Origin of the sequence: Paraburkholderia sp. Tr-20389, assembly GCF_017104565.1 — a bacterium.
GTDB lineage: Bacteria > Pseudomonadota > Gammaproteobacteria > Burkholderiales > Burkholderiaceae > Paraburkholderia.
Map to the genome: position 1 here is coordinate 163,641 of NZ_JAAGPD010000003.1, position 21,890 is coordinate 185,530.

Here is a 21,890-nt window from a genome sequence, read left to right on the forward strand (position 1 = left end):
AACGCTCGAGGCTCACTCAGGCATCAAGCGAAACAGGCGGCTCGAAGGCCGCCTGTTTTCATTTTGCGCGCGTGCAGGCTGATTACTGACGCGACTGCACGAACGTCGGATCGTCCGCCGGCGGCCGATAGTTCAGACGCGCCGACAGATCCAGCGCCGCGCTGCACACCTTGGCGACGAGCGGCCCGCGCTCGTCGTCGCCGATATCGGAACGCGGCACCGTCACGGTCATCGCCGCGACGATCTTTCCCGTCTGGTCCCGCACCGGCGCACTCACCACCGAAATGCCGCGCTCGAACGATGCCTCGCTGACGGCATAACCTTGCGCGGCCGTTTCGCGAATCCGTTCATAGAGTTCGTCGACCGTCGCGGGCGTGCGATCGGTGAAGCGTTCGAGTTGCGTCTCGGGATAAAGCTGACGCAGTTGCATCAGCGAGAGATCGCCCATCAGCACCTGGCCGTGCACGGTCGCGTGTGCGGGCAGCCGCGTGCCGACGTGCACCTTCACCGAACTGAACATCGGATCGTGCGTCTGCGCCTTCGCAACGAACACGACATCGCGTTCGTCGCGTATCAGCAGATGCGTGCTCAACCCTAACTGGTCTCGCAAGCGTTCGAGGATCGGCGTGCCGAAGTCGGTCAGTTCGAGCGAACTCAGATATTCGAAGCCGAGCCGCAGCACAGCGACGCCGAGCCGAAAATGACGGTCGCCATTCGCGCGTTCGAGAAAGCCGAGTGCTTCGAGTGTTTGCAGCAGACGGAAGGTCGTCGTGCGCGGAATGCCGATGCGCTTCGACAGTTCGGGCGCACCGAGCACGGATTCACGCGCCGAAAACTCGGAAAGAATGCGCAAGCCGCGTTCGAGCCCGGGAACGAGATAGGTCGAGCCGCCGCCGGATTCTTCTTCGGCGGAATCGGCGATATCCGTGCTGCGCGCGCTGTCTTCGTCGGCCGATGCGGGCACTGCCTGCGGCGGGGCGGTCCGGCGCCCCGCTCCTGTCGTGTTGTCTCTTGCCATGTCCGGCTGTGTCGTTTTCATCGTGAAGATAGAGATGATAGCGCGAAGGTTCAGCGGTGCTGGAGGTTCGGCAAGCCGCACCGCCGTCGGCTTGCACGCCTTCCTCATTCATCCCTCCTCCTCACCGTACAAACCCTTGTCTTGGAGAAAAAATATTTTCACAACATAAATTTCATGTAAATTCACTTTCATTCCGGCTCGCCGTCAACAGACCATTCCGACACCGATGTCCCGCAATCGTCCGCAACCCACCGCCGTCGAACCCGCCATCGCCGCGCGCATCACGGCCGCGATGCCGATCCTCACGCCCGTCCATCGGCGCATGGGCGAGTTCGTGCTGGCCAACCAGTTCCGCGCCGCGACCATGCGCATCGACGAACTGGCGACGGCCGTCGGCGCATCCATCGCGACGGCGAACCGCTTCGCGCGCGCGCTCGGCTTCGACGGCTACCCCGCATTTCGCGAGGCGCTTGTGCGCGGCTTCGAAGCGACGCTCGCGCCCGTCGAACGCCTGCGTTCCGCGCAGGAGTCGCAGACGAACGGCGACGAACTGTTCAGCGCGTCACTCGAACAGGCGGCGACCAATCTCAGCACGACACGCGGCGCCATCGACGGCACCGCGGCCGAAGCCGTCGTCGAAGCGATCATCGCCGCGCGGCGCGTGTTCATCATCGGTTGCGGCGCGAGTGCGTTTCTTGCGAGCCTGATGGAGCACAACCTGCTGCCGTATCACGACAACGTGCAGTCGCTCGCGCTGATCGGCGGCCCGACGCACGCGGCGCGCCGCCTCTTCAACGCGGGCAAGGGCGATCTCGTGATCGCCATCGCGTTCCCGCGCTACGTCGACGACACCATCGAACTCGCGCGCCGCGCCGCCAGCCTCGGCGCGGACGTGCTCGCACTGACGGACGGCCCGACGTCGCCGCTCGCCGCGCTGGCCACCCGCTCGCTCTTTATTCGGGCGGAGCGCCGTCTCGCCGCGACATCGGAGGCGACCGTGCTCGCGGTGATCGAAGCGCTGTGCGACGCCGTCGCGTTCCGTGCGAAGCGCTCCGCCCAGGCCGCTGCCCATATGACCGAATTCGTGTTGCCGTGGCTCACCGACACAGCGTCGCTGCAGACCCAATCGAAGACCGCGACGCGGCCCACTCCTCATCAAGCGAAGAAGAAGCAATGACCATCAACGCGGTAATCGCCATTCACGGCGGCGCGGGCACGATCGTGCGCGCGTCGATGGCCCCCGATGCAGAAGCCCGCTATCACGCCGAATTGCGCGCCGTGCTCGTCGCCGCGCAGCGCGTGCTCGCCGACGGCGGCAGCGCGCTCGATGCCGTCACGCAAGCGGTGCGGCTGCTCGAAGACTGCCCGCTGTTCAACGCCGGTCATGGTGCCGTGTTCACATCCGCGGGCACGCACGAACTCGATGCGTCGATCATGGACGGCCGCACACTCGAAGCGGGCGCGGTGTCGTGCGTGAAGCGCGTGCGCAATCCAATCGTCGCGGCACGTCACGTTCTCGAATACAGCGAGCACGTGATGTTCACGGCGGAAGGCGCCGAAGCGTTCGCGCAGGAACAGGGCCTCGAATTCGTCGATCCATCGTACTTCCATACGGACGCACGTTATCGCCAGTGGCAGCTTGCACGGGAACAGCAACGCGCGATGCTCGATCATGACGGCGCGTCGCTCGCGGCTCAGCAAGAAGCGTCCGCGAATGAAGAGGCATTGCCTCACGAGCCTATCGATCCGAACAAGAAGTTCGGCACGGTTGGCGCGGTCGCGGTCGATCTTTACGGCCACGTCGCGGCCGCAACGTCGACGGGCGGCATCACGAACAAGCAGATCGGGCGCGTCGGCGACGCACCGCTGATCGGCGCAGGCTGCTATGCCGACAACGCCACCTGCGCGGTATCCACCACCGGCTCCGGCGAAATGTTCATGCGCATGGTCGCCGCCTACGACGTCGCTGCGCAGATGGCCTATCGCGGCGCCTCGCTCGAAGAAGCCGCGAACGATGTCGTGATGAACCGCTTGCCGCGCATCGACGGACGCGGCGGCCTGATCGCCGTCGACGCACACGGCAACGTCGTGTTGCCGTTCAACACCGAAGGCATGTACCGCGGCTATGCGCGCGTCGGCGAAGTCCCCGTCACGGCGATCTATCGCTGACGCTCGCCACGACCGCGCCATCCACTGCAACCGACGCCGAGAGAAATCACCGTGCCGAACACGCCGAACACGCCGAACACGCCACGCCCGCTCGATAACCTGCCGCCCCAACGTGTCGTCGACATCGATCGCCTGACGGTCGCGTTCCGTCGCGGCGAAACCACGTTCAATGCGGTGCGCGACCTGTCGCTCACTGTCGATCGCGGCGAAACGCTCGCGATCGTCGGCGAATCAGGGTCGGGCAAGTCGGTCACGTCGCTCGCGTTGATGCGCCTCGTCGAACATGGCGGCGGACGCATCGCAAACGGCAGCATCGCGTTTCGCCGGCGCAACGGCAGCGTGCTGGATCTCGCGCAGGCATCGCAAGCCACGATGCGTTCTATTCGCGGCGCCGACATCGCGATGATCTTTCAGGAGCCGATGACCTCGCTCAATCCCGTGTTCACGGTGGGCGACCAGATCGGCGAAGCGATCGCACTGCATCAGAACAAGAGCCGCGGCGAAGCGCATGCGGAAACGCTGCGTTTGCTCGATCTCGTACGCATTCCCGAAGCACGCCGCGTGGCCGCGCGTTATCCGCATCAGTTGTCGGGCGGCATGCGTCAGCGCGTAATGATCGCGATGGCACTGTCCTGCAAGCCATCGCTGCTGATCGCCGACGAACCGACTACCGCGCTCGACGTCACGATCCAGGCGCAAATCCTGCAACTGATCCGCAGTTTGCAGGACGAGATGAATATGGGCGTGATCTTCATCACGCACGACATGGGCGTCGTTGCTGAAGTCGCGGACCGTGTGCTCGTGATGTACCGCGGCGACAAAGTGGAAGAAGGCGAGTCGGCGAAGGTGTTCGCCGCGCCTGAGCATCCTTATACGACAGCGTTGCTCGCCGCCGTGCCGAAGCTCGGTTCGATGCAAGGCACGGATGCACCCGCGAAGTTCTCGTTGCTCGCGCTCGATGGCGAGCAGCAGCAGCCGTCACATGAGGCACCTGCCACACAAACGCAAGCCGCTGCACAACCCATTCTCCGCGTGCGCGATCTCGTCACGCGCTTCCCCGTGCGCAGCGGCCTGTTCAGCAAACTCACGGGCCGTGTGCACGCCGTCGAACGCGTCAGTTTCGATCTGCATGCGGGCGAAACGCTCGCGCTCGTCGGTGAATCCGGTTGCGGCAAATCGACGACGGGGCGCTCGTTGTTGCGTCTCGTCGAAAGCCAGAGCGGCAGCATCGAGTTCGACGGCAAGGACATCAGTTCGCTGAACGGCCCTTCTTTGCAGGCGTTGCGCCGCGATATCCAGTTCATCTTCCAGGATCCGTTCGCATCGCTCAATCCGCGTCTGACGGTCGGCTTCTCGATCATGGAGCCGCTGCTCGTGCATGACGTCGCGAGCGGCAAGGAAGCGCAGGAGCGCGTCGCGTGGCTGCTCGACAAGGTCGGTCTGCCCGCCGACGCCGCGCGCCGCTATCCGCACGAATTCTCCGGCGGCCAGCGTCAGCGCATCGCGATTGCGCGCGCGCTCGCGCTCAATCCGAAGGTCGTGATCGCAGACGAGTCGGTGTCGGCGCTCGATGTCTCCGTGCAGGCACAGATCGTCAACCTGATGCTGGATCTGCAACGCGAACTCGGCGTCGCGTATCTGTTCATTTCGCACGACATGGCCGTCGTCGAGCGCGTCAGCCATCGCGTCGCGGTGATGTATCTCGGCCAGATCGTCGAAATCGGACCACGCCGCGCGGTGTTCGAATCGCCGCAGCATCCGTACACGAAAAAGCTGATGGGGGCCGTGCCTGTCGCCGATCCCGCGCGCCGTCACGCGAAGCGCGTGCTCGCCGCCGACGAGCTGCCCAGCCCGATTCGCGCGCTGGACGACGAACCCGTCGTCGCGCCGCTCGTCGCCGTCGGGCCAGATCATTTCGTGGCCGCGCACCGGATCGGCGGCGCTTATTGAGCGCGGACCATTCAGCGAACAGCAGTCAGACAACACACCAGAAGCCGCGCAGACCAGCGGCATGACAACAAGCAGTTCTCTTGCTCAGTGGAGTTTTGAAACGATGACTATGCCTCTCTTGTGTCAACCGTTGCGCCTGCGTTCGCTCGTCACGAGCGGCGCGCTGGTCTTTGCGATGCTCGCGTCGGCGGGTGCCCATGCAGCGCAAACGGCCGTGATGGCCGTCGACTCGACATTCACGACGCTCGATCCGTACGACGCGAACGACACGCTCTCGCAAGCCGTGTCGAAGTCGTTCTATCAGGGCCTGTTCGGCTTCGATAAAGACATGAAGCTCGTCAACGTGCTCGCGACGAGCTACGAAGCAAGCCCCGATGCACGCGTCTACACGTTCAAGCTGCGCCAGGGCGTGAAGTTCCAGGACGGCACCGACTTCAACGCCGCCGCCGTGAAGGCGACGTTCGACCGCGTGACGGACCCCGCGAACAAGCTGAAGCGCTACAACATGTTCAACCGCATCGAGAAGACGGAAGTGGTCGATCCGTACACGGTGAAGGTTACGCTGAAGGCGCCCTTCTCGGCGTTCGTCAACGTGCTCGCGCATCCGTCGGCGGTGATGATTTCGCCCGCCGCAATGAAGAAATACGGCAAGGACCTCGCGTTCCATCCCGTCGGCACCGGTCCGTTCGAACTCGTGAAGTGGGACCCGGCAGGCGATCTGACCGTGAAGAAGTTCGATGGCTACTGGAAGAAGGGCTATCCGAAGATCGACGAGATCGACTGGAAGCCGGTCGTCGACAACAACACGCGCGCTGCGCTGATGCGCACGGGCGAAGCCGACTTCGCGTTCCGCATTCCGTTCGAGCAGGCCGCTGCGCTGCAATCGAGCCCGAAGGTCGACATCGTCGCAACGCCGTCGATCATCAACCGCTACGTCAGCCTGAACACGACGAAAAAGCCGTTCGACAATCCGAAGGTGCGCGAAGCGCTGAACTACGCGATCAACAAGGAAGCGCTCGCAAAGGTCGCGTTCTCGGGTTACGCGGTGCCCGCCGACGGCGTGCTGCCCGAAGGCGTCGATTACGCGACGAAGCTCGGCCCCTGGCCGTACGACCCCGCGAAAGCGCGTGAACTGCTGAAGGAAGCGGGCTATCCGAACGGCTTCGAGACGACGCTCTGGTCGGCATACAACAACTCGACCGCACAAAAAGCCATCCAGTTCGTGCAGCAGCAGCTCGCGCAAGTCGGCGTGAAGACGACCGTCGAAGCGCTCGAAGCAGGCCAGCGCGTCGCGAAGGTGGAAAGCGCGCAAGACCCCGCGACGGCGCCCGTGCGCATGTACTACATCGGCTGGTCGTCGTCGACGGGCGAAGCGGATTGGGGCATCACGCCGCTGCTCGCGTCCGCGTCGTTCCCGCCGAAGCTCGTGAACACCGCGTACTACAAGAACGACACCGTCGACAGCGATCTGACGAAGGCGCTCGAAACAACCGACCGCACGCAGAAGGCCGCGCTCTACGGCGACGCGCAAAAGCGCATCTGGGCCGACGCGCCGTGGCTCTTCCTCGTCAAGGAGAAGGTCGTGTACGCGCGCAGCAAGCGGCTCTCGGGCGCGTACGTCGCCCCGGACGGCTCGTTCAACTTCGACGAAATCGCGCTGAAGTAATCGCGCGCTCAACGCTGGTCCCGATGCACATGGATCGGGGCCAGCGTCTTCGCTCCATGCCGCACATGCCTTTCGATAGCGGATCGCTCTCATGCTGAATTTTCTCGTCAAACGTCTGCTGGGCCTGCTGCCGACTCTCCTGATCGTCGCCGGCCTCGTGTTCCTGTTCGTGCACATGCTGCCCGGCGATCCCGCACGCCTTGCCGCCGGCCCCGAAGCCGACGATGCAACCGTCGCGCTGGTGCGCGCCGATCTCGGGCTCGACAAGCCGATGCCGCAGCAGTTCGTGAACTTCTTCGTGCGCATCGCGCATGGCGACTTCGGCATCTCGACGCGCAGCAAGCGCCCCGTCTCCGCGGAGATCGGCGAGCGCTTCGTGCCGACGCTGATGCTCACGCTCGTCAGCATGGTGTGGGCCGTGATCTTCGGAATGGCGATCGGCATCGTGTCGGCCGTGTGGCGCAACAAATGGCCCGACAGGCTCGGCATGACGCTCGCCGTGTCGGGCATATCGTTTCCCGCGTTCGCGTTCGGCATGCTGCTGATGGAGATCTTTTCCGTGCAGCTCGGCTGGCTGCCCATCGTCGGCGACGGCTCGTGGCGCAGCTATGTGCTGCCGTCCGTCACGCTCGGCGCTGCCGTCGCCGCCGTGATGGCGCGCTTCACGCGCGCGTCGTTCGTCGAGGTGCTCAACGAAGACTTCGTGCGCACCGCGCGCGCGAAAGGCGTCGCCGAACAATGGGTCGTCATCAAACACTGCCTTCGCAACGCGATGATTCCCGTCGTCACGATGATGGGCTTGCAGTTCGGTTTTCTGCTCGGCGGTTCGATCGTCGTCGAAGTGGTGTTCAACTGGCCGGGCATGGGACGCCTGCTGGTGGATGCCGTCGCGATGCGCGACTACCCGGTTATTCAGGCCGAAGTGCTGCTGTTCTCGCTGGAATTCATCGTCATCAATCTGGTCGTCGACGTGCTCTATGCCGTCATCAATCCGACCATCCGTTTCAAGTGAGGTCCGCATGAGCACGACCGCCGACAACACCCAAGCCGTCTCGCCCGCTCGCGAGGAACGCGCGATCCGCACGCCGTGGAGCGAGTTCTGGCGCAAATTCCGCAAGCAGCATGTCGCCCTCGCGGCAGGCGTGTTCGTGCTGTTGCTCGTCGTCGTATCGATTGCGGGTCCGCATATCGTTCCGTTCGACCCGGAAAACTATTTCGACTACGACGCGCTGAACGCAGGGCCGTCCGCCGCGCACTGGTTCGGGGTCGATTCGCTGGGCCGCGATATCTTCAGCCGCATCGTCGCCGGGACGCGCATTTCGCTGGCTGCGGGCTTTGTGTCCGTGGCGATCGGCGCGATCGTCGGCACGTTCTTCGGTCTGCTCGCGGGCTACTACGAAGGCTGGTGGGATCGCATCACGATGCGCGTGGCCGACGTGCTGTTCGCGTTCCCCGGCATTCTGCTCGCGATCGGCATCGTCGCGATTCTCGGCAATGGCATGATCAACGTGATCGCGGCCGTCGCCGTATTCAGCATTCCCGCGTTCGCGCGGCTCGTGCGCGGCAATACGCTGATGCTCAAGCAGCTGACGTATATCGAAGCGGCGCGCAGCATCGGCGCGTCGGACTGGACGATCATCATGCGGCACATTCTGCCGGGCACGATTTCGTCGGTGATCGTGTATCTGACGATGCGCATCGGCACGTCGATCATCACGGCCGCGAGCCTGTCGTTCCTCGGCCTCGGCGCGCAGCCGCCGACGCCCGAGTGGGGCGCGATGCTCAATGAAGCACGCGCCGACATGGTGACGGCGCCGCATATCGCGCTGTTTCCGAGTCTTGCGATCTTCCTGACGGTGCTTGCGTTCAACCTGCTCGGCGACGGCCTGCGCGATGCACTCGATCCGAAGCTGGACCGCCCATGAGCCTACTTTCGATGCCGCGTATCGGCGTATTGTCTGCGGGCGCTTCGGGCACGATCGCCGATGTTCCCGGTGTGACCGTCGGGCATAGCACGATCGATAGCGGCGCGGTACAGACGGGCGTCACGGTGATCCGGCCGCATCGCGACGATCCGTATCGCCGGAAAGTGCCTGCCGCTGCGAGCGTCATCAACGGTTTTGGCAAGAGCATCGGACTCGTGCAGGTGGAAGAACTCGGCGTGCTCGAAACGCCGATTGCGCTGACCAACACTTTTGGCGTTGCGGCGGTTGCGCAAGCGCAGATTCGTGCCGCGATCGCGAGCAATCCGCAGATCGGGCGTGAATGGTCGACTGTCAATCCGCTCGTGTTCGAATGCAATGACGGCTATCTGAACGATATTCAGGCGCTGGCGGTGGAAGGCAAACACTATGAAGCAGCCTTCGATTCAGCAGCTTCTGAATTCGAACGCGGCTCGGTCGGCGCCGGGCGCGGCATGTCGTGCTTCGATCTGAAGGGCGGGATTGGTTCGGCATCGCGCATCGCGAATGTGGCGAGCAAGGATTTCACGGTCGGCGCGCTCGTGCTCGCGAACTTCGGCCGTCTGCCGATGCTGACCATCGACGGTGCGCACGTCGGACGCGAACTCGCGCAACGGCGTCGTGCAACGGAGGCGAAGCCCGAACAAGGCTCGATCATCATGATCGTCGCCACCGATGCACCGCTCGACGCGCGCCAGCTCAAGCGTCTGTCGATGCGCGCGGCCGCCGGTCTCGCCCGCACGGGTTCCGTGTATGGACATGGCAGCGGCGATATCACGCTCGCATTTTCGACGGCGTGGACCGTGCCGCATGACGACGACTTCATCGCCACGCCGCCGCTGCTCAGCGACGCGCGTCTCGATCCGCTGTTCAGCGCATGCGCGGACAGCGTCGAGCAGGCGATCTTCGATGCGTTGTGGTCGGCCATCACGGTCACGGGTCGCGATGCACATACACGTCTTTCGCTGCACGAGGCTGTTCCCGATCTCGAACAATTGTTGAAACGGCGCACAACATGAAGGTACTGATTTCCGTCGACATCGAAGGCATCGCGGGTGTCGTGAATCCCGAGCAGACACGCGCGGGCAATGGCGAATACGAACGCGCGCGCCGCTGGATGACGCTCGAAGCCAACGCGGCGATCGAAGGCGCATTCGCGGGCGGCGCCACGGAGGTCTGGGTCAACGACTCACATGGCGGCTTTCGCAATCTGTTGCCCGACATGCTCGATGCGCGCGCCAACGTGATCCTCGGCAAACCGCGTACGCTCGGCATGATGGCGGGACTCGAATACGGGCCGCAACTCGTGTTCATGATCGGCTATCACTCGATGGCGCAATCGGAAGGCATCCTCGCGCATACGATCAACAGCTTCGCGTTCACTCGCGTGACGTTGAACGGGCGTGATGTGGGTGAAGCCGGTTTATATGGTGCGCTGGCACACGAATATGGCGCGCGGGTCGCGCTGCTATCGGGCGATGATGTGTTCGCGGACGAAACGAAACCGCAGTTTCCCGACGCGACGTTCGTGGTCACGAAGCAGGCGACGGGTTATGGAAGCGGTGTGACGCAAACACCGGAACGTGCCTGCGCTGCGATCAGAGAGTCGGCGCGCGGTGTTGTTGCGAGGTTCGAGGGACTAGCCGCAGCGCAACGTGTCACGCCCCGCCCCGTCGATATCGAATTGCGCGTACAGACCACGGCGCTTGCCGATCTGTTTGCCCAGATGCCGTCTCTGGAACGCGTGGACGGTGTGACGCTGCGATTCTCCACAGCGTCTGTCGAGCATGCCGTGCGCACGCTGAATTGTCTGTCGGCGATGTCGTTTATGTTGCGCTGACTGTCAATTTCAGAAACCTTACTGACCGGAGGAGATGCAGCAGCGTCAAATTCCGTAAATTTTCAACGACTATGTAGCAACGTCGCGTTGCACGATCCATATTCCGCCCTATGCTGACGTGATCACTTTTAGACGGTGGTCAACGAGTTCATTGGAGGCGGATCATGGTTCGAACACAGCAGTACGAAATAATTTCCTCAATTCCGCCTTTCTTCGTCGAACCACCAGACGATCGGCAAGTAGCCCTCAGCGGCAACAAAGCGACCTGCCGCGTCGGCTTCGGCGGCATCCGGCCGCACATCACGACGGGCAAGAGTCCCGACGGTTACACCCTCTATTGGAGCGAAGCAGCCTTTCGAAAATCCAAGGGGGCGATCCATGCCTAATCCACCAAGCGTAGTCCGTACCAACGCGACACCGAATTCGGTTAAGGTCGTGCAGCTAAAGGCGGTAACGTTTCAGCAACTCTGGGAAAACTACCCTTCCGGCAATCCGTATGGCGATTCCACGTACACGAATCAATGCGCCATTCGCATGAGCGTGACGTTCCATCGTGTCGGCATCCCCATGAAGTCCTTTTCGTCCAAACTCGTTAAACCGCAGTCGGGTCAGCCTTCAATCGGTCGCATCTTCCTTGATGGCAAGCCCACGGCCACACGTGCGAATGAGCTTGGCGAATGGCTCAAGCAGCAACCATTCGCGGGCATTGGAAAATCGGAAAACATTACGGGCGCGGATTGGCTGTCCAAGGTGAAGGGACGCACGGGCATCATCATGTTCGACGGCTACTGGACAAGAGACGGCGAATCCGCCACTGATGCAAGCGGCGGTCATATCGATCTGTGGAACGGGGAAAAGCTGACGGGGCTGGGAACCGGGGTACGTGTAAGCTGGAACATCGTCATCCCGGGAATCTGGTCCGACTTCCGAAACTCGAAGACGATTCTATTTTTCCCGATCAAATGAAACTGCTACGAATCGGTACAGGTGCTGTACTCGGCGCAATCGCGGCGACGGCAGTTGCATGGGGCGGGCTGTATTTGTTCGGAATGGCGCGCGGGTCGGGCAGCTTGTTCGACACAAACCCGGACGCTGCAAACCGCTTTTTTGCTTTCTGGCTCGTCTTGGTTCTGCTGGCTTCGATCTTCGGCGGCGCGAGCGCATCGCGCCGTTAGCGACGGTTCTAAACGACCCGCGCAAGGCTGCGCGGGTCGCGATACAGCGACGACTTAAAAAACGGCAACCTCAAACCCGCCGCTTGCTCCGCCGGAACTGATCGAACAGCACGGCCAGCAGCAAGATACCGCCGCGAATCAGATACTGATAGAACGTCGGCACGTTGAGCAGGCTCATCGCGTCCTGCACCGAGCCCATGATGAGCACGCCGACCAGCACGCCGGAGATCGTCGCGACGCCGCCCGTCAGCGACACGCCGCCCAGCACGCACGCCGAAATCACGCCGAGTTCGAGACCCACCGAAGTCTTCGGGTCGCCGAGGCTCATCCGCGACGCGAGCATCACACCCGCGAAGCCCGTCACGAGACCTTGCAGCACGAACACCGTGATCTTGATGCGCGTGACGGGCAGACCGGCCAGCAACGCAGCCTCGCTATTGCCGCCTACCGCCAGCACGTTCTTGCCGAACACTGTCTTGCGCAGCAGAAAGCCGAACAGCACGAAGCCGACGATGTTGCTCCAGATCGGATACGAAATGCCGAGGAACGAGCCGCCGCCGAGATCGAAGAAGCTCTCTTCGGAGATCATCACGGCGTCGCCGTTCGACGTGATGAACGCGAGGCCCCGCACCACTTCCATCATCGCGAGCGTGACGATCAGCGAATTGATCTTGTAGCGCGCGATCAGCACGCCGTTTACGAGGCCGACCGCGCCGCCCGCCAGCACGCCCGCGGCAACGCCGAGCATCACGCTATGCGTGGCCGTAATCAAGGTAGACGCCACCACGCCCGCGAAAGCGACGATCGACGCCACGGACAGATCCACTTCGCCGAGCGCCAGCACGAACATCATCGTCACGGAGATCGAGCCGATCAGCGTCACGGAGAGCAACAGGCCCTGCATGTTGCGGCTCGTCAGAAAGTCGGGCACCGCGAACGACAGCACCGCGAACAGAATGACGAACACCATCACGATGCCCGACTTGTTGATCAGGTCCCACGTGCGGGCCGCGCGCGCGGCTGCACCGGGCGATGCGGCATGTTGGACTGCCGGCTCGGTCGCCGGACGTGTGCTCGGTGTTTGCATGGTCTTCCAGTTCCGTGGTCTACGTGGTGCGTTGTTGCATCCGCTGTTGCTTCATGGCGCCCGCATGGGCGCGCGCGTCATTGCGGCAATGCGAGTTTGATCAGTTGATCGGGCGTGGCCTGCGTCTTCGGCAGATCGCCGACGATGCGTCCTTCCTTCATCACCAGCACGCGGTCCGCGACGCCGATCACTTCCGCCAGATCACTCGATACGACGATCACCGTGCGCCCTGCTTCCGCGAGGTCGTACAGCAAGTCATAGATTTCCGCGCGTGCGCCGACGTCGATGCCGCGCGTCGGCTCGTCGAGCAGGAACACGTCGATGCGCTCCGCCAGCCAGCGCGACAGAATCACCTTCTGCTGGTTGCCGCCCGACAACGTGCCGATCACCGTTTCCGTGTTGCGCGTCTTGATCGACAGCTTGTCGATGTATTCGCGCGTGAGGTCGCGTTCGCGCTTGCCGTTCAGCAGAAAGCTCAACGGACTGAAGTGCCGGCGCGCGCTGATGTTCAGGTTGTCGGCCACCGACGCAATCGCGACGATACCTTCCTGCTTGCGATCTTCAGGGCACAGCGCAATGCCCGCACGCACCGCGTCGCGTGGCGTCGAGAATGACACGCGCTTGCCGTTCAGCTCGACATGACCGCCCGTAGGCTGCGTGGCGCCATACAGCAGCTTCATCAGCTCGGAACGCCCCGCGCCCACGAGCCCGAAGAAGCCGACGATCTCGCCTTTGCGCGCAGTGAAGGAGACCGGAGCGGAGAGCCCCGGCCCCATCAACTGCTTCGCTTCAAGCTGTACCTCGCCCGCCTGGCGCGGGCGATAACCATATACATCGCGGATCGAGCGGCCGACCATGCAGCTGATCAGCCGGTCGCGATCCAGGTCCGCCACGGAGTCGAACGTTTCGATCCGGCGGCCGTCGCGAAACACGGTGACGCGGTCGCACAGTTCGTACACCTCGTCCATCCGGTGCGTGACGTAAATCACTGCGTGCCCCTGGGCGCGCAATGCATTGATGATCTTGAAGAGCCGTTCCGTTTCTCGCGCGGACAACGAACTGGTCGGTTCGTCGAACGCAATCACGCGCGCGTCGCGCATCAGCGCCTTGCCGATTTCGATCATCTGCCGCTGGCCGATCGACAGGCTCTTCACCTGCGCATTCGGATCGATCGATTCGCCGAGGCGCTCGAGTTCCGTCATCGCGCGCTTGACGAGCGCCTTCTCGTCGAGCACGCCGAAACGGTTCGGCAACTGCCCGAGCATCAGGTTTTCCGCGACCGTCAGCTCGGGCACGAGATGCAGTTCCTGATAGATGATCGCGATGCCCGCCTCGATCGCGGCCTTCGTCGTCGTGAACTTGTGTTCGACGCCGGCGAGGCGCAATGCGCCCGACTGCGTCTGGTTCACGCCCGACAGCACCTTCAGCAGCGTCGATTTGCCTGCGCCGTTCTCGCCCATCAGGCCGTGCACTTCACCTCCGCGCACTTCGAACGACACGTTGTCGAGCGCCACCACGCCCGGGAACGCGACGGTGATGCCGTCGAGTTCGAGATGCGTGGCGGCCGCCGTCAACGGCTGTTCAAGAGGAGCGACAACTTGTGCGCTGGCGGCGTCATTCGCGTTCATCGTGTTTTGCATCCGTTCTACCGCTTCAGATTCCGAGTTCCGTACGCACGTCCTTCCAGTTTTCGCGCGTCATCAGCTTGCCCGTCGTCTGCGTATCGGCGGGCGGCTGCTTGCCGTTCTTGATCCAGTCGACGAGGTTCTGCGTGCTCTGCTTGCCATGGTTCGTCGAGCTGACGGCGATGGTGCCGTAGAAGCCCGTCGGTTCCTTCTTCTGGAACTCGGCGAACGCTTCGCCCGCGCCGTTGATGCCGACGCCGATCACGTCCGCGCCCGGAATATGCAGCTGCTCGGTGGCGCGCACGCCGCCCAGCACGGTCTCTTCGTTCAGCGCGAAGATCACCCACTTCTTGATGTTCGGGTGCTTCGACAGCACGGGCGATGCCGCGTTGAAGCCGCCTTCGTCGTCGGTGGTCTTTTGCGGCGCGTCGAAGATGTTGTCCTTCTTGAAGCCGTTCGCGAGCAGCGATTCCGTTGCGCCGTCGGTGCGCAGCTTGGCCGTCGGCAGTTCGTAGTCGGTGATGCGGATCGCGCCCACTTCTTCCGGCTTCCAGCCGCGCTTCTTCATTTCGTCGGTGATCGCCTGGCCGACCTGATTGCCGATCTTGAACGCCGACATGCCGAGGTGCGGCACACCCGCGAGCGGCTTGCCCGTCGAGTCGACGAGCTGATCGTCGACGGTGACGAACTTCATGTTGTAGCGCTTGGCGCGCGCCTGAATGGCCGGTCCGAGACGCACGTCGGGCGGGCAGATCACGAAGCCCTGCGCGCCTTGTGCGCCGAGGTTGTCGATCGCGGCCAGCACCTTCTCGCCGTCAGGCGCGCCGATGTTCACCACCGAGAAGCCTTCCTTCTGGCCCAAAGCGGTCGCCGCCTTCTGCTCGTTGATGAACCATGCCTGTTCGGGCATCTTCACGAGCACGCCGATTTTCAGCGGCGTGTCCGCATGCGCGGTCAACTGCATGGCGAACGGCGTAGCCAGCAGTGCTGCGGCCATCGCGGACAAAGTAAGGCGTCGAAGCTTGCGGGTCATGCTTAGTCTCCTTGAACAGCGGTTGCTTGTGGTTGTTCGAATCAGCGCTTAACGGGTCTAAATGGACGACCGGGCCCGCGCTACTCTCAGGCTCTAGTCGTGAAACGGCTCGACCTCGTGACGACAGCCAAGCAGGAAAGCATCGGCCACCAGCCGCAGCGGGCGCACGTCGACATCGTGTTCGCCATGCGCAATCAGCCAGTGGAACCGCTCGTACAGTGACGGATATTCGCGCTCGGGCCCGATCTCGACGGGCTTGCCCGCAATCGCGAGCTTCTTGCCGCCTTCGCTCAGATGCAGCTCGCCGTCCGTGGTCTTCACCACGATTTCCCATTGCTCGACGGGACCATGACGCCAGTCGAATTCGGCGCGCACGGGCACACCCGCTTCGTCGACGAAATCGAGGTCGGCGGCAATCGGCGTCTGCACGTTGGCGGGCACCGATAGCGTCGCTTCGCGCAGCACGATTTCACGCGGCAGCATGTGCGTGATGATCGACAGCGCGTTGATACCCGGATCGAACACACCGAGTCCACCCGGCGTCCAGATCCATGCCTGGCCCGGATGCCAGCGGCGTACGTCTTCCTTCCAGCGCACCTGCACTTCCTGCAGCGTGCGCGATGCGAGCCATTCGCGCGCCGTTTCGACAGCAGGCGCATAGCGCGAATGCCACGTCGCGAACAGCGTGCGGCCTGCGGCGCGCGCCATCGAACGCAACACCTCCACTTCGTGCACGCTCGCGCCAGGCGGCTTTTCGAGCATCACATGCTTGCCCGCTGCGAGCGCGGCACGCGCCTGATCGAAGCGCACCTGTGGCGTCGCGCACAGCGAGATCGCGTCGAGTTGCGGCTCGGCCGCGAGCATCTCTTCGATCGTCTTGTAGTTGCGCACGCCATCGACCTGCGCATTGCGGCTCGCGCATGCGACGAGTTCGAAGCCGTCGAGTGCGGCGATAGCAGGAAGATGCTGGTCGCGCGCAATCTTGCCGACGCCGACGATGCCGATGGAAAGTTTGGTGTTCATATAGTGGGCGATAGAGCTTCGAGGGACTAACGGATTGTTAGCGGCCCCAGCGTAACGCAAGCGCATGTGCTTCGCGTGCGAGTTCGCATGAATCGACGCAAGCGGCATTCGACATCGTGTCGACCTGCAGACCGAGCCGCGCCGCGAGTGATTCGAAGAAGCATGTGCCCGAAATTGCCACTATTTGAGACTCCTCAGTTTCACAGCGCAGCCGATACGTCGATCGACGAATTAGCCAAACTATATGCGTGACGACGATACGTTTTGATTGGTGTTTTCCCCCATGCACAACCCTTAAAAGTCATTCTATTTATCCGTTGTAGCACGATGACCGACATGTGGCAGCGCAATACGTACCCGCTATTTAAGACATTTGCCGCCCGGTGGACTTTTCAAAAGTTTGCTTGTAAGCCCTAATGGACATCGGCGTGTACGACGCATATAGTCTTACTATATTTGAACAAAACTGAACGAGACACCATGAGCGACCAACCCCGCAAGCTGCGCTCCGCCGCCTGGTTCGGCACCGCCGACAAGAACGGCTTCATGTACCGCAGCTGGATGAAGAATCAGGGCATCCCCGATCACGAATTCGCCGGCAAGCCGATCATCGGCATCTGCAACACGTGGTCCGAACTGACGCCGTGCAATGCGCACTTTCGCAAGCTCGCGGAGCACGTGAAGCGCGGCGTGTTCGAAGCGGGTGGCTTCCCCGTGGAATTCCCCGTGTTCTCAAACGGCGAGTCGAACCTGCGGCCCACGGCGATGTTCACGCGCAACCTCGCGAGCATGGACGTCGAGGAATCGATTCGCGGCAACCCCATCGACGCCGTCGTGCTGCTCGCCGGTTGCGACAAGACCACGCCAGCGCTGCTGATGGGCGCGGCCAGTTGTGACGTGCCGGCGATCGTCGTGAGCGGCGGCCCGATGCTGAACGGCAAGCACGAAGGACGCGATATCGGCTCGGGAACGGTCGTGTGGCAACTGAGCGAACAGGTGAAGGCAGGCAAGATCTCGATTCACGAGTTCATGTCGGCGGAAGCGGGCATGTCGCGCTCGGCGGGCACCTGCAACACGATGGGCACGGCATCGACGATGGCCTGCATGGCCGAAGCGCTCGGCGTCACGCTGCCGCACAACGCGGCCATTCCGGCCGTCGATTCGCGCCGCTATGTGCTCGCGCATCTGTCGGGTATGCGCATCGTCGAAATGGCGCTGCAAGACGTGCGGCTGTCGAAGCTGCTCACGCGCGAAGCGTTCGAGAACGCGATCCGTGCGAATGCGGCGATCGGCGGCTCGACCAATGCGGCGATTCACCTGAAGGCGATTGCGGGGCGTATCGGCGTGAACCTCGAACTCGACGACTGGACGCGCATCGGACGCGGCACGCCGACGCTCGTCGATCTGCAGCCTTCAGGCCGCTTCCTGATGGAAGAGTTCTATTACGCGGGCGGCTTGCCTGCCGTGCTGCGCAGACTCGGCGAAGCTGGCCTGCTGCCGCATCCCGATGCGTTGACGGCGAACGGCAAGTCGCTGTGGGAGAACTGCATCGACGCGCCGATCTACAACGACGAAGTGATCCGTCCGCTGGAAAAGCCGCTGCGCGAAGACGGCGGTCTGTGCGTACTGCGCGGCAATCTCGCGCCGAACGGCGCGGTCCTCAAGCCGTCTGCCGCAACGCCTGCGCTGTTGAAGCATCGCGGTCGCGCAGTCGTGTTCGAAAACTTCGACGACTACAAGAAGCGCATCGCCGATCCCGATCTCGATGTGACGGCGGATTCCGTGCTCGTGATGAAGAACTGCGGACCGAAGGGCTATCCGGGCATGGCCGAAGTCGGCAACATGGGGTTGCCGCCGAAGCTGCTCGCGCAAGGCGTGACGGACATGGTGCGCGTGTCGGATGCACGCATGAGCGGCACCGCTTACGGCACGGTGGTGCTGCACGTGGCGCCCGAGGCGCGTGCGGGCGGACCGCTCGCTGTCGTGCGCAACGGCGACTGGATCGATCTGGATTGCGACGCGGGCCGTCTGCATGTCGATATCGACGAGAAGGAAATGACCGCGCGTCTCGCCGAATGGAAGGAGAACCAGCAGCGCAATCCCGCCGATGCGAGCGGCTATCGCAATCTCTACATCGACCACGTGATGCAGGCCGATCAGGGTTGCGACTTCGATTTCCTCGTGGGTTGTCGCGGCGCGGAAGTCCCGCCGCATTCGCATTGAACGCGAACGCGCTTACCGCGCGTTAAGCGTCACGTCGTGCCGATGCCGAGAATCGTATCGGCGTCGGCACGCGCGTGTTCGAGCTGCACGAGGCTCGCCTGACGCGCGGCCAGCGCATCGCGATTCAGGATCGCGGTGAGAATCGCTTTATGGCGCGGCAACGACAGCGCATGTGTGTCGGGGTGGCGGCTCGTCAGCTTGATCGACTCCGACAACGCCAGCGACATCATGTTGCCGATATACGCGAGCATGTCGTTGTGCGTTGCGGCCATGATCGCGCGGTGAAATTCCAGGTCCGGTTCGAGCAGATCGCCGGCGCTTTGCGCGTGCTCCATGCGGTCGTACGCGGAGCCGATGCGCTCCAGGTCTTCATCCGTCGCGGCCGTTGCGGCAAGCGCGGCCGCCGCCGGTTCGATGATGCGGCGCACCGTCATCAGCGACAGAAAGAACTCCCCTTCAGGAATGCTGTTCAGTGTCCAGTAGAGCACATCGGGATCGAGCATGTGCCACTCTTCGCGCGGCCGCACGACACTGCCCACGCGAGGCTTCGAAACCACCAGACCTTTTGCCACCAGCACACGCGTTGCTTCGCGCAACACGGGACGGCTCACGCCGTACTTTTCGCACAGCGTCGCTTCGGCGGGCAGACGTTCGCCCGGCACCAGCCTGCCGCTGACGATTTCGATACCGAGTTCCTGCACGATCCGCGCATGCAGGCTTTTGCGTTTCTGAAGATGCCGGTAGTCCATGATGTATTTGTTGTGGCCGTGCGAATGCGGATAGCTGTACCGTTCCCTGTGGGCTGTGCAAGCATAGCATGGGGCGCACGCGCCGCCGTGCGCTTTGACGAAGCACCGCACGCCGACATTATCGCGCTTGCTGCATATCGCAATGCGTGCGCTGAACCGCGTTGGGTTCGCTTTTTGCTTGATCGTGCGCAGGTTGGCTGCTTTACTCGAAATGGACCCGGGACTCCCGCGCATTCCCCTCGACATGGATCAACGGCAATGAAGCTCAAACCGCTACTTTTGCTGATCGTGTGCGTGGCGGCGGCGAACGTCGGAACGGCCGCCACGCGCGACGAACAGACCAAGGCGTGCAAGCACGACGCAATCAAGTTTTGCGCGATCCATATCCCCAACAAGGAAAAGATCGAAGCCTGCATGAAAGAGCACTACGACAAGCTGTCGCCAAAGTGCCAGGCAATGTTCGATGCTCCCAGCAGCGACAGCCAGTCGTCCAGCTAGGCGTGGCTAATTCACCTTGACGAGCGGCACCGACACTTCGACGCGGCCCGTTTCGAGACCGACCGTATTGCGCATGGTGCGCAGGCGGAAAGCATCGAGCGCGCGATGTTGTGATTCGTCGCCGATGCCGAGCTTCGTCAGCAGATCCGCAACGATCGCATAGAGAATCGACGAGTTGCCGTCTTCCACTTTCACCGCAATGCCGAGCGCGCCTTTCGCGCCGAGCTTCGCCGTCTGCGCCGATGCGCGCACGCCGATCGCGTAGCTTGCGTCCGCGCCGAGCTTGCCCACCAGCGCGCCTTTGAATGCGCTCATCAATACTGTGCAGAACCGTCCTTCGCCCGCGACCATCTCGGGATGCGCAGTCATCGCACGATAGATGTGCGCGAGCGCCGCGTCGCGCTGCTTATCGGTTGAAGCATGTCCGTCGGCGGCACGCGCAAGCTTCATGTAAAGACGCGCGAGACGGTCGAGCGGGAATGCGGGCGTCGGCAGATTGCAGCCGTCGACGGCCCACTGCACGCCTTCGTCGGGAAGATCGCACGCTTCTGCGACCACGCGCTTCACGCGTTGCTGCAACGGGTGATCCGGCAGATGATAGTCGGCCAGCGCCACGCCGAGCGCCCGCGCACCCGCCAGCATCCCCGCGTGCTTGCCCGAGCAGTTGCTGCACACGGCGCCCGGCAAGAAATCGCGTTTGATCCACTCGCGGTAGACGGCATCCGAAATGGGCGGATGGCCGCCGCAACGCAAGTCGGCCTCGGTGGCCTGCGACTTCGCGAGCATGCTGCGCGCGCGTTCGATATGCCGCGCTTCGCTGCTGTGCGAGGCGCACATCAGCGCGAGGTCCGCGTCGTCGAAACCAAAGCGTTCGAGCGCGCCCGTTTCGACGACGGCGAGCGCCTGCGCCGGCTTGGCCGCCGACCGGACGAGCGTGAAGCGCGACGGGTCGCCGCTCGCATACAGCAACCCTCCGTCCGTATCGACGACGGCCACGTGCGCGACATGCGTGTTCTCGACGACATCGCCGCGATAAACGGTTGCAGCAACGGACATTCCGGGTCTCCTTTCCAGTCGTGTTCCGATTCTGTATGCAGAAAAAGCCGTACATGTCCGCCGGATTCTACAGCCCTGCCAGGCGCGATCCGTGCGTGTCGGGTACATTGGGCTCCCCCGGCACACCTTCACATGAAGCCGGGGACAGTCCGACTCAGGCCGCGCAAGCGGAATCGATCGCAAAGCTTCTACGACAGGAGAACGGAAATGCGTATCGCCAGGAAACTGATCGTCCTTCTCGCCTCGGCCTCGCTAGGCATCGGCGCCGTCGCGCCGGCCTTCGCGCAAAACGACGCGTCGGGCGGCACGGACGCGACGGGCGCCGCCGCGTCTGCCGCGAAGCCGACCAAGCAGCAGCGCAAGCAGGCCCACAAGGAAGCGCGCGCGAAGAAGAACGCCGAGCTGAAGAAGCTCGAAGACGCGGGCTACCAGCCTGCCCGCGCCAACGACCCGAACTACCCGCAGGATTTGCAAGACGCGCAGAAAAAAGCGGGCATCGGAGCGGGCGCGAGCCAATAGTCATCATTCGATTTGAACGGCCGCACGCAGGCGTTTTCGGCGTGCGGCTTTTTGTTTGCCGGTCGCTCCGTCGTCAGTTGCGACTCCTGCTTTTCAAGCACGCTACTTTTCAGATCGGCGCGCAACCCTTCTGCGCATCCCGCCGTTTCAGCGTCCATATACACGAATGCCTGACGCTGTGTGATACTTCCAACGCTTGTCCATACAACGAATTGCATCGCTACAAGTCTGGACATGCCGTGCAGTCGCACATTCCGGCTACAACTAAAGACGCCAACGTTTTTTCAAGTCAAAAATG

Annotated in this window: 20 protein-coding genes; 13 read left to right on the forward strand and 7 right to left on the reverse strand. The window is 62.9% G+C overall.

Annotated features, from left to right (window positions below):
- Positions 1–82 precede the first annotated feature (82 nt).
- A complete protein-coding gene (locus G3N95_RS06520; RefSeq protein ID WP_205969185.1) occupies positions 83–1,018 on the reverse strand; it encodes an IclR family transcriptional regulator in 936 nt (311 codons plus the stop codon).
- A gap of 226 nt (positions 1,019–1,244) precedes the next feature.
- On the opposite strand from G3N95_RS06520, the gene G3N95_RS06525 reads away from it, so the two are divergent.
- From G3N95_RS06525 to G3N95_RS06570, 10 genes are all read left to right on the forward strand, one after another.
- On the forward strand, positions 1,245–2,195 hold the full coding sequence (locus G3N95_RS06525; protein WP_205969186.1) for a MurR/RpiR family transcriptional regulator: 951 nt from the start codon (positions 1,245–1,247) through the stop codon (positions 2,193–2,195).
- Positions 2,192–3,187: an isoaspartyl peptidase/L-asparaginase gene (locus tag G3N95_RS06530; protein WP_205969187.1), complete on the forward strand. Its 996-nt coding sequence runs from the start codon at positions 2,192–2,194 to the stop codon at positions 3,185–3,187. Before G3N95_RS06525 ends, G3N95_RS06530 begins: the two co-directional genes overlap by 4 nt.
- 51 nt (positions 3,188–3,238) lie before the next feature.
- Positions 3,239–5,137, forward strand: coding sequence for a dipeptide ABC transporter ATP-binding protein (locus tag G3N95_RS06535; protein WP_205969188.1), 1,899 nt, complete (start codon positions 3,239–3,241; stop codon positions 5,135–5,137).
- Between the two features lie 109 nt (positions 5,138–5,246).
- Positions 5,247–6,803 (forward strand): glutathione ABC transporter substrate-binding protein GsiB, encoded by a 1,557-nt coding sequence (gene gsiB / locus G3N95_RS06540; protein ID WP_241018297.1) that lies wholly within the window; start codon positions 5,247–5,249, stop codon positions 6,801–6,803.
- A gap of 91 nt (positions 6,804–6,894) precedes the next feature.
- Complete coding sequence (gene gsiC / locus G3N95_RS06545; RefSeq protein ID WP_205969190.1) at positions 6,895–7,815, forward strand: glutathione ABC transporter permease GsiC; 921 nt, start codon at positions 6,895–6,897, stop codon at positions 7,813–7,815.
- A 7-nt stretch (positions 7,816–7,822) separates the two neighbouring features.
- A complete protein-coding gene (gene gsiD, locus G3N95_RS06550; RefSeq protein WP_205969191.1) occupies positions 7,823–8,728 on the forward strand; it encodes a glutathione ABC transporter permease GsiD in 906 nt (301 codons plus the stop codon).
- On the forward strand, positions 8,725–9,783 hold the full coding sequence (locus G3N95_RS06555; RefSeq protein ID WP_205969192.1) for a P1 family peptidase: 1,059 nt from the start codon (positions 8,725–8,727) through the stop codon (positions 9,781–9,783). Before gsiD ends, G3N95_RS06555 begins: the two co-directional genes overlap by 4 nt.
- Complete coding sequence (locus G3N95_RS06560; protein WP_205969193.1) at positions 9,780–10,604, forward strand: M55 family metallopeptidase; 825 nt, start codon at positions 9,780–9,782, stop codon at positions 10,602–10,604. Before G3N95_RS06555 ends, G3N95_RS06560 begins: the two co-directional genes overlap by 4 nt.
- 164 nt (positions 10,605–10,768) lie before the next feature.
- Positions 10,769–10,990 carry a hypothetical protein gene (locus G3N95_RS06565; protein ID WP_205969194.1) on the forward strand — a complete coding sequence of 74 codons (222 nt, stop codon included), beginning with the start codon at positions 10,769–10,771 and terminating at the stop codon, positions 10,988–10,990.
- Positions 10,983–11,570 (forward strand): type VI secretion system amidase effector protein Tae4, encoded by a 588-nt coding sequence (locus tag G3N95_RS06570; RefSeq protein WP_205969195.1) that lies wholly within the window; start codon positions 10,983–10,985, stop codon positions 11,568–11,570. Before G3N95_RS06565 ends, G3N95_RS06570 begins: the two co-directional genes overlap by 8 nt.
- 279 nt (positions 11,571–11,849) lie before the next feature.
- Here G3N95_RS06570 and araH read toward each other — a convergent pair whose 3' ends face one another.
- The 4 genes from araH to G3N95_RS06590 all read right to left on the reverse strand — a co-directional run bounded on the left by araH (position 11,850) and on the right by G3N95_RS06590 (position 16,547).
- The gene (gene araH / locus G3N95_RS06575) at positions 11,850–12,866 is read right to left on the reverse strand and encodes an L-arabinose ABC transporter permease AraH (RefSeq protein WP_205969196.1); all 1,017 of its coding nucleotides are present in this window, start codon (positions 12,864–12,866) and stop codon (positions 11,850–11,852) included.
- 77 nt (positions 12,867–12,943) lie between these two features.
- Entirely contained in the window at positions 12,944–14,494 is a 1,551-nt protein-coding gene (araG, locus tag G3N95_RS06580) for an L-arabinose ABC transporter ATP-binding protein AraG (protein WP_241018283.1), read from the reverse strand.
- 25 nt (positions 14,495–14,519) lie between these two features.
- Positions 14,520–15,524 (reverse strand): arabinose ABC transporter substrate-binding protein, encoded by a 1,005-nt coding sequence (locus G3N95_RS06585; RefSeq protein WP_205969197.1) that lies wholly within the window; start codon positions 15,522–15,524, stop codon positions 14,520–14,522.
- A gap of 93 nt (positions 15,525–15,617) precedes the next feature.
- The gene (locus G3N95_RS06590; RefSeq protein WP_205969198.1) at positions 15,618–16,547 is read right to left on the reverse strand and encodes a Gfo/Idh/MocA family oxidoreductase; all 930 of its coding nucleotides are present in this window, start codon (positions 16,545–16,547) and stop codon (positions 15,618–15,620) included.
- Between the two features lie 480 nt (positions 16,548–17,027).
- On the opposite strand from G3N95_RS06590, the gene G3N95_RS06595 reads away from it, so the two are divergent.
- On the forward strand, positions 17,028–18,770 hold the full coding sequence (locus G3N95_RS06595) for an IlvD/Edd family dehydratase (protein WP_205969199.1): 1,743 nt from the start codon (positions 17,028–17,030) through the stop codon (positions 18,768–18,770).
- Positions 18,771–18,799: 29 nt separating this feature from the next.
- Here the strand turns inward: G3N95_RS06595 and G3N95_RS06600 are convergent, their stop codons facing one another.
- Complete coding sequence (locus G3N95_RS06600) at positions 18,800–19,519, reverse strand: FadR/GntR family transcriptional regulator (protein WP_205969200.1); 720 nt, start codon at positions 19,517–19,519, stop codon at positions 18,800–18,802.
- A gap of 258 nt (positions 19,520–19,777) precedes the next feature.
- Between G3N95_RS06600 and G3N95_RS06605 the strand changes: the two genes are divergently transcribed.
- Entirely contained in the window at positions 19,778–20,017 is a 240-nt protein-coding gene (locus G3N95_RS06605) for a hypothetical protein (RefSeq protein WP_205969201.1), read from the forward strand.
- 6 nt (positions 20,018–20,023) lie between these two features.
- Here the strand turns inward: G3N95_RS06605 and G3N95_RS06610 are convergent, their stop codons facing one another.
- Positions 20,024–21,073: an asparaginase gene (locus G3N95_RS06610; RefSeq protein ID WP_205969202.1), complete on the reverse strand. Its 1,050-nt coding sequence runs from the start codon at positions 21,071–21,073 to the stop codon at positions 20,024–20,026.
- A gap of 207 nt (positions 21,074–21,280) precedes the next feature.
- Here G3N95_RS06610 and G3N95_RS06615 point away from each other — a divergent pair, with 207 nt between their 5' ends.
- A complete protein-coding gene (locus G3N95_RS06615) occupies positions 21,281–21,592 on the forward strand; it encodes a DUF4148 domain-containing protein (RefSeq protein WP_205969203.1) in 312 nt (103 codons plus the stop codon).
- Positions 21,593–21,890: the final 298 nt, after the last annotated feature.